The 13,071-nt window shown below is 61.4% G+C and carries 8 protein-coding genes; 3 read left to right on the forward strand and 5 right to left on the reverse strand.

Features of this window, described 5'->3' with window-relative positions:
• Positions 1–61: 61 nt before the first annotated feature.
• Together F3H98_RS22800 and F3H98_RS22805 are read left to right on the forward strand one after the other, a co-directional pair.
• On the forward strand, positions 62–1,621 hold the full coding sequence (locus F3H98_RS22800) for a sugar ABC transporter ATP-binding protein (protein WP_149762630.1): 1,560 nt from the start codon (positions 62–64) through the stop codon (positions 1,619–1,621).
• Positions 1,618–2,607, forward strand: a complete 990-nt coding sequence (locus F3H98_RS22805) for an ABC transporter permease (RefSeq protein ID WP_149762631.1) — start codon at positions 1,618–1,620, stop codon at positions 2,605–2,607. Before F3H98_RS22800 ends, F3H98_RS22805 begins: the two co-directional genes overlap by 4 nt.
• Before the next feature lie 47 nt (positions 2,608–2,654).
• Here F3H98_RS22805 and F3H98_RS22810 read toward each other — a convergent pair whose 3' ends face one another.
• From F3H98_RS22810 to F3H98_RS31230, 5 genes are all read right to left on the reverse strand, one after another.
• Complete coding sequence (locus tag F3H98_RS22810; protein ID WP_149762632.1) at positions 2,655–4,316, reverse strand: GNAT family N-acetyltransferase; 1,662 nt, start codon at positions 4,314–4,316, stop codon at positions 2,655–2,657.
• A 34-nt stretch (positions 4,317–4,350) separates the two neighbouring features.
• A complete protein-coding gene (locus F3H98_RS22815; protein WP_149762633.1) occupies positions 4,351–5,688 on the reverse strand; it encodes an HlyD family type I secretion periplasmic adaptor subunit in 1,338 nt (445 codons plus the stop codon).
• A gap of 12 nt (positions 5,689–5,700) precedes the next feature.
• Positions 5,701–7,785 carry a type I secretion system permease/ATPase gene (locus tag F3H98_RS22820; RefSeq protein WP_244621852.1) on the reverse strand — a complete coding sequence of 695 codons (2,085 nt, stop codon included), beginning with the start codon at positions 7,783–7,785 and terminating at the stop codon, positions 5,701–5,703.
• Between the two features lie 62 nt (positions 7,786–7,847).
• The gene (locus tag F3H98_RS22825; protein WP_149762634.1) at positions 7,848–9,845 is read right to left on the reverse strand and encodes a type I secretion protein; all 1,998 of its coding nucleotides are present in this window, start codon (positions 9,843–9,845) and stop codon (positions 7,848–7,850) included.
• Positions 9,846–9,935: 90 nt separating this feature from the next.
• Positions 9,936–11,735: a hypothetical protein gene (locus tag F3H98_RS31230; RefSeq protein ID WP_188130523.1), complete on the reverse strand. Its 1,800-nt coding sequence runs from the start codon at positions 11,733–11,735 to the stop codon at positions 9,936–9,938.
• Between the two features lie 570 nt (positions 11,736–12,305).
• On the opposite strand from F3H98_RS31230, the gene F3H98_RS22835 reads away from it, so the two are divergent.
• On the forward strand, positions 12,306–13,071 hold a 766-nt coding region (locus tag F3H98_RS22835; RefSeq protein ID WP_188130524.1), incomplete at its 3' end, for a helix-turn-helix transcriptional regulator.

A 13,071-nucleotide genomic window follows, 5' to 3' on the forward strand; every position in this document is an offset into this window, starting at 1 on the left:
ATCGTCATCTTCGCCTCGTGCTGACGAGTTAAGGTGAGGCTCCCATGCTCCTTTGCATCGCATGAGTGCTCCCCAGCCAAAATCCCAGTCAATTACCGAGGCACAGCCATTCTTGCGGCTGAGCGACATACGCAAGGTTTATCCGGGTGTCGTCGCGCTCGCCGGCTTCGAACTGCAGGTGCGTCCCGGCGAGGTGATCGGCATCGTCGGCGAGAACGGCGCGGGCAAGTCCACCTTGATGAAGGTTCTTGGAGGCGTGATCACCCCCGACGGCGGTACAATCGAGGTCGACGGTGTGGCCACCCAGTCCTTCACCGTGACCGAGTCGATCCGCGCCGGCATCGCGTTCGTCCACCAGGAACTCAACCTCTTCGACAACCTCGACGTCGCCGCCAATGTCTTCATCGGCCGCGAGCCACGCAAATACGGCCTTTTCAACATTGTCGACACCGAGCGGCAACGTGCCGCCGTGGCGCCGATCCTGCGCCGGCTCGGAGCCAATTTCAGCCCGCAAGAACCTGTACGCAATCTGTCGCTCGCGCAGCAGCAGATCGTCGAGATCGCCAAGGCGCTGAGCTGCGACGCGCGGCTTATCATTCTGGACGAGCCGACCTCCAGTCTGCCGCTGCACGAGACCGAAAAGTTGCTGGAGGTGATCCGCGGGCTCAAGGCCGATGGCATCGCCGTCATCTTCATTTCGCACCGCCTGCACGAGATCGAGCGCGCCTGCGACCGGGTGGTCGTGCTGAGAGACGGTAAGTTCGTGGGCGAGCTCGACCGTGCTGAGGTCACATATCAGAAGCTGGTTCGCATGATGATCGGGCGCGAACTGAAGGTCGTCTACACGCCGCCATCGGCGCCGCGCGGTGAAGTCGCGCTTTCAGCGCGCGACATCAGAACCGCAGCCTATCCGCAGCAACCTGTCACGCTCGACCTGCATCGGGGCGAAATTCTGGGACTTGCCGGCCTGGTGGGCTCAGGTCGCAGCGAGCTTGCCCGCGCCATCTTCGGCATCGATCCCGTTTTTGGCGGCACGGTCGCCTTCGCCGGCAAGGAATTCCCGATCAAGACGACGGGCGACGCAACGGCGCGTGGCATCTTCCTTGTTCCCGAGGATCGGAAGGGCGCTGGCATCCTGCTCGACATGTCGATCGCCCAGAACATCACGCTGCCTGATCTGTGGTCCTATTCGCGCGGCGGCATTGTCTCGGCGGCGGCCGAATCGAAACGCGGCGAGCGCAGCAAAGCCGATCTCGACATCCGGGCGCCGAGCGTCAAGGTGCGCACCGGCGCGCTGTCGGGCGGCAACCAGCAGAAAGTGGTGCTCGCCAAGTGGCTGGCGATGAACCCCCAGGTCATCATCGCCGATGAACCCACCCGCGGCATTGACGTCGGCGCGAAGTTCGAGATCTACCGGCTGATGCGCGGCCTGGCCGACGCCGGCGTCGCGGTGCTGATGATCTCTTCCGACATGGAGGAGGTGATCGGCGTGTCCGACCGCATCGCCGTCATGCATGAGGGCCGCATCTCTGGCATGCTGACGCGCGACCAGTTCAGTGAGGAAAACGTGCTGATGCTGGCCGTTGGCGGCGAGGGCAACAAAACGGGAGTGAGCGCGTGAACAGGAAAGACCTCGGGCTTCTGGTGCTCATCCTCGTGGTCGGCCTTTTCGTTTATTTGCGCAATCCGCTGTTCCTGTCGGCCAACAACCTCGCCAACACCGCCAATCTCGTCGGCCTGTTCGGCCTGTTCTCCATCGCCCAGGGTTTTGTCATCATCACTGGCGGTATCGAGCTCTCCGTCGGCTCGATGATAGCCCTGCTCGGCGTGCTGTTCGTCGATATGGTCGGACGCATGGGCATCCCCTGGCCGATCGCCGCGGCCACGGTCTTGCTGCTTGGCATCATTATGGGGCTCGCCCACGGCCTGCTGATCACAAAGCTGCGCATGCAGCCCTTCGTGGTGACGCTGTGCGGCCTGCTGATCTATCGTGGCATGGCGCGGGGCTATACGGCGGACGCCACCGCGGGCTTTCCCTTCGGCAGCACCTATCCGGGCCTGGATTTTTTCGTCGCCCGCCCGTTCGGTATTCCGACTTCAGTGTTCGTGCTTCTGGTGGTCGCCGTCATCGCCTGGGTTGTGCTTCATCGGTCCGTCTTCGGCCGCTACCTCTATGCGGTTGGCAAGAACGAGGAGGCGGCGAAATTCTCGGGGATTCGGACCGACCTTGTGGTTATCGCCGCCTATGTGATCTGCGCCTCTCTGACGGCGATCGCCGCGATCTTCTTTGCCATGTATACGCGATCGGTGCAGCCCTCCGGCCACGCCAATTTCTACGAGCTTTACGCGATCGCAGCGGCGGTGCTGGGCGGGTTTTCATTGCGTGGCGGGGAAGGGTCGATCATCGGCGTCGTCCTTGGAACGATCCTGCTGCAGATCTTGCAGAACCTGGTCAATCTGCTTGGCATCCCGTCATCGCTCAACTTCGCGGTCATGGGCACGGTCATTCTTGTGGGCGTGCTGGTCGATCAGCAATGGGGCCAGTTCCGCGAGCGCCGGCGCATCCGCGAAGCAGCGCGGGTGGCGGTAAAGCTGCATCAAAGTTGATCGGCAGCAGCGCTCTTTGCCAGGCTCTTCACCTGTCCGGACAGTCGTCAATTCAGCGTAACGAACCGCCCGACCGCGGTCATTGCTTTCGGCAATCGGATCTGACCCTCAAGCCGGGCCAACCGAAGCGGCAGCGGATGCGAGAGCGGTGCGGGCGCCGCGGCGCCCAGCCTCCGCAACTGTTTCTCGGCCTTGGCCCTGACAAGCGCATTGTTCTTTGAAGAAGCAACGCTTGCGACGGTCCTGAGCACGCGCGCCGCCTCCTCGTCCCGGCGCAACGCCGCAAGGCTGCGGCCAAGACCGTATTCGGCGCCTGACAGGCCGGGCTGCAACTCGAGCAGGCGCCGGAACGCCGCCACCGCCTCCGCGTGCCGCGCGAGCGTCTGCAATTCAATCGCGTAGCGCAGCCAAGCCTTCCTCGAGTTTGCGGCCACGCCGATCAGAGTGGCGTAGCAATTGGCTGCCGCCTGATGGTCGCCGTGTGTAGCCAGCAACTGGCCCAAGCCGTAGAGCGCGCGCGGGTACCGGGCATCAGTGTGCAGAACCTGCCGGTAGACCTTTTCCGCCAGCGTCAGATCGCCGGCCGCATGCAGCCTGCCAGCTTCCTCCAGCACCCCGTTGAGCGAGCGCCGATCGAGCACTCCGCCGAGATTGGCGCCGTCGCGTGTCTGCGCCAAAAAACTGGTCAGCCGAACGTCGCGGGTGCCGAAGGAGTATTTGTAGGGTTCGTTGCCGCGCAGGAAATCATAGGTCTCGATACCCTCACCGATCGCGTGCCGGATGGCGTGGCCGTGCAGCACAAGACCTGCGGGAATTTCGCTGAAGGTCTCATCGCGGCCGGTCATGAGGAACAGCATGGCCTTCTTGACCGGGTCCGTCAGGATGATGAGGCCGCCCAGCATCCGCTCGCCATGCCACAGCGATGGGAAATAGAGTGCGCCGTCCTTGAACGCGTCCATGATCAGGGTGCGGAAGCTCCTGACAAGGCCCAGCGTCCGATCACCCTTGCGTGGCTGCCATCTTATTCGCCACAGTTCCAAAAGGCGGTCGGTGTCAGCCGCTAGCGTCGTGGCGTCGGTGTGCCGGATTCGGAACTGATCTGCCCGGTCGACCTTGCGTAGAAAGCGGCGGATCTTCTGGCGCGTATTCGTTCCCACCTGATTGTCCAGGTAGGCGTCGAACGATGTCGGGAGCGTCACGATCGGACAAATGGCATTGTCGATATTGTCGCTCTCGTTGACGCGCCGCAGCGACCGTAGTTCGATCCTGTCATCGGAAAGATGTTTGACGATAAGCTTGATGCGCGCGTCGGACATGCGCAGGTTCTCAAGATGCAACCTGCGCCAGTTCAATGTCTTGAGCTTGCGGCAGAAAGCAATCAGCGCACGGTCGCCATACTCGGGCTCGGCGACCATTCCGGTGTAATCGGCCGCATAGTTGCCTGCCATGTTGAGCTCATTGTGAAAGACAGCGTCGTGCTTGTTCATCCGAAGCCGCAGGCGGAGCGGAAAGAACGCGACGTAGCGCGAGCCGGCATCGCCGACACGCGCCGCGAGAATGAGGCAGGCGCCGCTGAAACGCCGGCAGTAGCTCGACAGGAACCCATGCGACAGAAAGTAATGCGCTTCGGGATCGCGCGCATAAATCGCATCCCAGTTCTCACGCAGCTTGGCGAGGTCTCCCAGATCGGTAATCACATCGACATGCATGTCAGTCCCCTCGATTTGCAATCCCCGCCCAAGGTCAGCGCTCGCTGAACGCGCGAGCCATCGTGTCGGTGATCGGCTTGACCAGATAGGAAAGAAATGTCCGTTCCTCCGTCTGCACCATGACTTCCGCGGGCATGCCAGGCGTCGGGACGAATCCCGGAACGCGCTGTATTTCCGACAGCGGGAGGCTGATGCGCGCAAGGTAGATTTCTCTTGGTTCAGTCGGCGATGCGTCCGGCAGAGAGTCCGCCGATACGTAAAACACTTCGCCGTCAAGCACCGGCGTGATCCGCTGGTTCAGGCCGACCAGTCTTACAGTTGCATTCTGACCCACGTCAACATCGTCGATATCGGTTCGCGAGATCTGCGCCTCGATCATCAGCGGCACATCGGCGGGGAGAATCTCCATGATGCTCTTGCCGCTTTCGATGACACCGCCATCGGTGTGGTAATACATGCGCACGATCGTGCCGCTGACTGGCGCGTGGATGGTCACCCGTTGCAGCACATTCTTGGCTTCCTCGGATTGCTGACGAACGGTATCGAGTTCCGCCTCGATGCCCTGCAACTCGTCAAGCGCCGCCTGCCGGTAGGCATCCTTCGTCTGCCCGATCTGCTGCTCAAATCGTGCGACCTGCGATGTCGATTCCTGGACTTCCGAGATGAGGCGCCCGGCCTGCCCTTGCGCGTCCGCAATGGCTCGCTGGAGCGCATTCAGCTCCGGCTTGCGCATGAGGCCCTGCTTGAACAGCACCTGCTTGCCGCTTAGTTCCTCTTCCAGGAACGCGCGCTGCCGTTCCACGGAGTCGAGCTGCTGCTGAAAACCTTCGCGGCGATGTTTCATCGCTTGGACGTTCTGCTCGAGCAGGCCAATTTCGCTCCGCATCTTCGCCAGCGTCGCATGGAAATTGAGTTCCTGGTTCTCGATGATCGGGGCAAGGTCCGGATCATCGCGATTCTCGTCGACGGCCCGGGGATAGATCACGGCGGATGCGCCGGTCTGCTGCGCCGTCAGCCGCGCGACGATCGCTTCCAGCCGCATCTGACGCAGGAACAGTTGCCGCTCCCTGGCAAGCGCCGCGGTTTCATCCATCATGACCAGCGGCTGCCCGGCGGTGACGCGATCGCCCTCGTTGACCAGCAGGTCCTTGATAACGCCACCTTCCAGATGCTGGATGATCTTGTTCTGACCGGTTGCGACGAAGCTGCCCTGGGCGATCACCGCGGCGGCCAACGGCGCGGTTGCCGCCCAAACACCAAATCCGCCGAACGTCATGGCAATCAGCGCGAGACCGATCGCGGTCTGCCGCCAGATCGATCGCGGCACTTGCGAATACCATTCGATGTCATGGACGGCTGCTATGTCGGACATTGCTTGCCTCGCTTACGTAATCTGATGACCGAACGCGCCGCCTTCGATGGACAGGCCGCGCTGCGCGAGCGCCTTCAGAACATCTTCCCGTGCCCCGAACAGCGCGACCGTGCCGTTCACCAACAACAGGATCTTGTCGACATGCTTCAGCAACGCTGGTCGTTGGGTGATCGTGACGACCGTGATCTTGTTTTTCTTGGCGTGCGTAAGCGCGCGTTCAAGCGCCACGTCGCCGGCCGCATCGAGGTTGGAGTTCGGCTCGTCGAGCACCACCATGCGCGGATTGCCGAAGAAAGCGCGGGCCAGCGCGATGCGCTGCTTCTGGCCTCCCGAGAGCGGCGCGCCGTCCGCGGCGACAAATGTTTCGTAGCCGTGCGGCAGCGTTGCGATCATTTCATGCACGTCAGCCAGGCTCGCCGCCTCATAGATCTGAGCGTCGGTCGCATCGTCGCGCATGCGGGCGATGTTGGCCTTGATGGATGCGGGGAACAGTTGAACATCCTGCGGCAGATAGCCGATGTTCTCGCCGAATTGCCGCTGGTCCCAGTTGCGCAGGTCCATGAGATCGAGGCGGACATTGCCAGACGTTGGCAGGATCGAGCCGACGAGCATCTTGCCCAGCGTTGTCTTGCCTGCGCCGGAATTGCCGATGATGGCGAGTGATTCGCCCGGCTCCAGCGTGAAGCCAATGCCATTGAGCACAACGCGCTTCGTGCCCTGAGGCACAAACAGCAGCCGCTCGACATCGAGCCTGCCTTCCGGCCTCGGCAGGTTAAGTCTCTCGAAATTAAGTGGAGAGGCCTGCAGGAGCGCCGCGATCCGGCCGTAGGCTGCACGCGACTGGACAAACTGGTTCCATCCCTCGATCGCGCCTTCGATAGGGGCAAGAGCCCGGCCGGCGATAATCGAGGCGCCGATGACCATACCGCCGGTCAGTTCACCCGCGATCGCCAAGTGGGCGCCCCAGCCGAGCATGGTGACCTGCGTCAGCATGCGAACCATCTTCGACAACGAAGCGAAGGCGATGTTCCGGTCTTGGGCAATGACCTGTGCCCTGAGCGAGTTTGCGGTGTCCTTGCCCCAGATTCGAACCGCCTCGGGGATCATCGCCAGCGCGTTGATGATCTGCGAGTTGCGCGACATCGAATCGAGGTGGAGGTTTGCCTTGCTCAGATGCGTATTGGCTTCGCCGAACGATTTTTCGGTCGCGCGCTGGTTCATCAACGCGATGACCAGCAGCAGAAATGCGGAGCAAACGACGATGGCGCCCAGGTGGAAGTGGATCAGCAGCACGACTAACAGGAACAGCGGCGCCAAGGGTGCATCGAGAAAGGAGAGTAGCGTGCCGGAAACCAGAAACGAGCGCAGCTGCTGCAGATCGCCGAGCGTTTGATATTCGCGTCCGTTGCTGTGCAGCGACGCCCTGGCGGCCGCGCTCAGGATTGGCGCGCCGAGCTGGGCGGCAACCTCCACCGCGGTGCGCATCAGGATGAAGCGCCGGATTGCGTCGAACATCGCTTGAAGCACGACGGCCCCAATGATCACCACCGTCAGCATGATCAGGGTATCAGTCGAGCGGCTGGTGAGAACGCGGTCGGATATCTGGAAGAGATAGACCGGTATGGCCAGTACGAGGACGTTGGTCGCGATCGTGAAAAGCATCACGATCGCCAAATTCTTCCTGACGACAGCCAGTCCGGTCTTCAGCGATGCACCGAAATCGATCGGACCCAGCCGCTTGTGAAATACCGGGCCATTGCCGCCACCACCCCCACCACCGCCGCCGCGATCCGCAGGCGGGGCTGGAGTGTTCGGCGGGCCGCTTCTTGCGACAACCGGGCCGGTGTCGGCATCGATTGTGACCATGCCAATTGGCGCTGACGATTTCTTCATTTCAAGGGTTGCCGGTGGATCGAGCCGCGCTTCAGTTTCTTGTATCTTGTCGCTGCGATCTGCGGTCGGGTTCACAGTTGCGGCGGTTGCTTCGTCCACCGGCTGGCTGGGTTTGGATGGCTGCGCGGCCGGGTCGCGTATGCCCGTCTTCGTTTCTAGTTCGTTTCTGAAATCGTCGATGGATGGATCGCGTTCCTGCAGCATGGTTTCCCCTGAGGTTCGTCGATTGTACCGAAGGCCGCCCGGAGGCGGCGGCAAGCGCCCGGCTAGCCCAACATAATCTCGCTCGGTGCATGATCAGCGGCTGGCATCGGCTGAATCAGCGGATCGCCGTCACCGGCTTCGTCCGTCAAGCCATCGTCGAGGAAAGCGACCGCCTCATTGACGAGCTGGTCGGGATCCTGAGCCGCGAGACCCCTGTCGTCCTCGATGAGGTTTGCCTGGATCAGCACCTCGTCGGAGTATTGACCGCCGCCGACATAGGTCTTGTCCGTTGCATCGACGTCGACAATCGCGGCAAAGTTCACCAGTTCATTGTTGCCGGTCGTCAGCGTCCACTCGGCCTCGGGATGGGGAAACAGCTCATTCATCGCCAGCGCCACCTGGTCGCTGTCGCCGAGGATGTTCGTCTGCTTCACGTAGTTGAGGTTCAGCATGTCGCCGGAGATGTAGAGCACGCGCAGTGAATCGAGGCCGGCAAAAGCGGAATCGCCAAGAAGCCCCTTCAGTGCCGTATCGTCGCCTGCTGCCAGCCCTTGCGCCGCCGCAAGATACTCCGAGGGCATCACCAACGGTCCGGAGCCGCCGTCTATCTCGGCGATAGCAGCCTGGTTCCAGAGGAGATTGTTTCCAGCGGCGACCGATGCTTCGCCGTTTGTCTCAAACCCGTCGACGGCTCCGATCAGGTCGTTGTCCAGAAGCACGTTGAGCTGCTGGATCAGGTTGGCGTCGTAGAGGCTGCCGCCCACCACGATCAGGTCGTAGTGGCGGCCAAGCTCTTCCAGCGACACGTCGTTGACGGCGGTGTTCTCGCCTGTCCCAATCTTGGAGGTGACGCCCGATGAGGATAGCACGGCGATATCGTTGTCGCTGACGAACGAGTACTGCTCGATCCAGTTCAGAATTGTCAGATCGCCCTCGATTTTGGTGACCACCCAGTTTTTGGGAAAATCCTCGACTGCGTCTGCTGCCGCCTGCGCGGCTTCGGGCGCGATGTGTTTGAACATCGCAATGTTGAACAGCCCCTCGGCGCCCTGCTCATCGCGTACCCACCCGTTGAGCGTTTGACCGAGCGAATCGACGTCGCTGACTGCGTTGATCTGGACAATTGCGTTGAGTTCGACCGAATCACCCGCCACGGCAAGGACCGTCGAAGTAGCCCAGCTGTTGGTCACGACGGCGGAGTTCACCAGGGTGTTGCCGCCGGCTTGCAGCTCGACAGACACGTCTATTTCGAGTTCGCCTTCAGCATTGAAATGCGCGTTGACTTCCAGTTCGGGAAGCGGGCCGTCTGTCTCTTCCTCGTCCTTGAGAAAATCGGCGTAGTCGGCAAGGTCGGGCGCTTCTTCGACAGATTGGCCGTTGACGTAGATGCCGTCAATCTGATCCGCCTTGATGATCGTAACATCGTCGCCCGCAACATCGATCATGCCGTCCAGCAGTTCGGCGGCGGTCAAGATGAACTCGCCTATGTCTCCGTCTGTGCTGTCCAGTGTCAGATCGTCGATCGGCGAAAGGTCGGCCGCAGCTTCCTGCATGACGCCGAGCATCGACTGGTCCGCCGGCCCTGGGTTGAAGACCAGGCCATGGCCGCCCGCACTGACATAGTCGTTGTCGTCGAGCCGGATGGTCTGCTTGACGACAATGCCGATGCTGCCTGGCGGCGGCGGTTCAAATATCTCGCTTAGCGATGGACTGTGGTTCACTATCCGGCCGCCCAGCACGTTCTGCACGGCGTCCTGGATATTTGCCGACAATTCGCCACCCAAATCCAATGTCGGTGGATTGAAGACAAAATCCGACGGCGCATTGATGCGATGGAGTTCGGGGGGCTTTGGCATGTAGGGGATGTCGGGCTGGTAGTCGATCAGCGGGTATGGAGCCTGAACGTCGACGTCGGCATCGGGAAGAGGTTGTTCCAGTTCGGCCGCCTTTCGGCTGGCCGCAAACTCCTCGTAAGCCTTCTTCAGGCGTGCCTGTTCGGTTACTGCCTCGAATTCACCGATAAAGTGGGAAATGATCTGCGTAACCTTGTCCATGTACATGGTCGGCCTCCGCCATCGGAATACTGATTATCGGGCGCGTGAAGACTGCGCGAATTGCTTCGCGCAGTCTTCTTTCAGAACGCGTAGGTACTACGCATCTTCACCGGTGACCGTGTTGTTGAAGTCGCCACCGACAACCGTCGTGTCGACGGTATTGCCTTGCAGGTTGGCGCCCATCACGATCTGCTGGTTGAATGCGCTGATATCGATGATCGCGTCAGCGGAGGCTTCGCTCGTGCCGGTGACGAAGCCGTCATCGCCATTTTGCGAACCCCACATGCCGCCTTCACCGCCAGCACCGCCAGCGCCGGTCGAGGCAATGCCGCCATTGCCGCCAGCACCGCCAGCACCGCCAGCAGCGACTCCGATGGCGTGGCCACCGTAACCGTCAGCCCAGGCGCCGCTCAGCGCGCTGCCGCCGTCGCCAGATGCCCACGATCCCGATGCGCCGCCGGTCCCGGATCCACCGGTTGCCGGACCAGTCGAGGCGTTTCCGCCGGTCCCGTTGCCGCCGTTGCCGCCGTCGCCGCCGGCTCCGAGGCCAACACCAACGCCGAGACCCAGACCGATGCCTGCGCCATAGGCGTCGCCAGCGTCGGACTTCGCGTCACCACCGTCGGAATCGGCGTCACCACCGTCGGAATCGGCGTCGCCCGTCGAACCGGACCTGCCGCCGTCGGAGTCAGCATCGCCGCCATCGCCACCTTCGGACTTGGCGTCTCCGCCTTCACCGTACGCAATGATCGGGATGTAGCCATCAATGCCGTCACCGCCTTCGGACTTCGCGTCACCGCCGTCGCCGCCTTCGGACTTGGCGTCGCCGCCATTGCCGCTGTCGCCGCTGTCGGCCTTCGCGTCGCCGCCGTCGGCCTTCGCGTCGCCGCCGTCAGACTTGGCATCGCCAGCTTCAGCACTGGCTGCACCGAGACCCAGACCAGCGCCCAGGCCAAGGCCGAAGCCGTCGCCGCCGCGGCCGCCGCCGCCGCCATTGCCATCGCCGCCGTCGGCATCGTTCTTGGCGTCGCCGCCGTCGCCGTCGCCGCCGTCAGAATCGGAATCGTTCTTGGCGTCGCCACCAAGTGCGGCGCTCAGCGCGAGGCCGCCCTTGCCGTCGCCGGCTTCGAGGTCTTCGTTCTTGGCGTCGCCGCCGTTGCCGCCGTCGCCACCATTGGCCTTGGCTTCACCGCCGCCGCCGCCGCCGCCGCCGCCAGCATCAATGCCGTCGCCAGCGGATGCATCGCCCGCGTTGGCATCGCCGTTCTGTTGGAACGTGCCGGTATTCTGGAGGTTGGCACTGTGGAGTACGTCATTGTCGGTCATCGTGGCGATCTGATTGATCGCCATGCCGGTGTCGTTTCCTTCGCCATTGAGCGAGTCGTTCAGGACGTCCTTGAACGTCACGTCATCGCCTGGGTCGTAGGTGACCTTGCCGTCGTGATTGACGATCACGTCGGAAACATCTCCGTTGACGTCGAAGTCAGCGAAATCGTTGTCTTCCTTGTAGTCGCCGAGACGGCCCTTCAGGTCGAGATCGACATCAACGTCGACATCAACCTTGTTCTCGTTGATGTTTACGTTCTTGTTGTCGCTCTTGGATTCGCTGTTTGACTCACTCTTGGAGTCACTCTTCGAGTCGCTATCGCTCTTGGAGTCAGCGTCGCTGTACGAATCCGAATCGCTTTCCGAATCGGCTTCACTCTTCGCATCGGACTCGGAGTCGGACTTCGCGTCTGCGTCGGCATCCGCATCAGCGTCTGCATCAGCGTCTGCGTCTGCATCGGCCTTCGCGTCGGCCTTCGCATCGGCATCCGCATCGGCTTCAGCTTCGGGATCCCACTTGCGGCCAGAATCCATTCCGAATGCGCCAATACCGTTGGTTCTGTCACTCATTGTCGTATCCTTGGGTTGATCCGACACGGCCGAACCGAATTCTTCTCTGATGCGGCTTTGCGGCTGTGTGCGGAGTTGCGTTGATGGATCACTGCTTCGCTTCGACCCGGGACGCCGTCAGGCGGGGGTCGCATTTCCATCTTGCTCGATCGGCACCTCCTGTGTTGCAGGCAACCGCGACCAGCCGGGCGACACAATGTGTGTCGACGCTGCAAAGTCTCGGTTGTATAGGTGGGCCCGATTCTTCGGGACGTGTTCAGTGTGCTTGCGACCGCGGCGAAATCATAGATAAAAATTCAGGCTAGTTCCTTTGTGCCAAGGGTATTTCTGGTCGCCATGCTGTGGTAATTGTGCTGGAAACGCAGTTTATTTTGTATGTGAGCTTGGTTACTGAGGAATTTCCCGGAATACGATAATGCGTAGTCCGTCCGTGCTATTTGAATAAAACTGATGGCAGTGTATAGTACTTTCGATCCAGGCATGGCTGGCTCGCCCCCCTTCAAAAAGCAGACAACAACCGCGGGGCTTTTGGGATCTTTCGCTGAGGGGTACGACAAAAGGGGGGCTTCCATGCTCGCTGTCACCCAATCGCATGTCGGCTTGGCAAAGGATGCTGAGTCAGATCAGTCCAAGAAGCGCATCATCCTGATTGTTGCTCCGCCACACGTCGTCTCGGAGTGCATGATCTACGCCGTTGAAAGAGAGTTTCCCGCCTGCGCCGTCGAGCGCATCTGGCAGCAAAGCGTGCCGGAACACATTCAACGAGAAGCCGTATGCCTCGTTTTGCTGGACGCGGCGCTGTTCCCTCAGCTGCGACAGCTGAGATCGAAACTTTTCAATCTGAACGGTCCCGTGGCACTCCTGCAGAACGACGCTGATACCGTCTATTCCCCGAAGGCACTCTTTGCGGAACGTGTTCGCGGTGTGCTGCCGATGCAACTGAAGCTCGACGTCTGGCTCGCCGCGCTTCGCCTGCTCCTGGTGGGCGGCGAATATTATCCTCTCGCGTTGTTCGACGGCGACCGCTCGCGCACCCATCCCGAGCCTCAGCATTCCGAGCGCGTCATCGACTATAGCGTCACCAATCAGGATGAGCAGATGAGCGAGCTTACCGAGCGCGAGTTCCAGGTGCTTGCCCTTGTGGCCAATGGGCTGCAGAACAAGGCTATCGCGGCTTCGCTGGGACTGTCGGAGTTCACGGTGAAGATTCATCTCCACAACATCAACACCAAACTCGGCACCCACAACCGCACGCAGGCTGCGGCTCTCTTCCATGCACAGCGCAAAGCGTCGCCCTCGTTCGGGCGGGTTTTGGCCCAGCCATCATACCTGGCGT

The organism is Neomesorhizobium albiziae (genome assembly GCF_900114255.1).
In the GTDB taxonomy this organism is placed as follows: domain Bacteria; phylum Pseudomonadota; class Alphaproteobacteria; order Rhizobiales; family Rhizobiaceae; genus Neomesorhizobium; species Neomesorhizobium albiziae.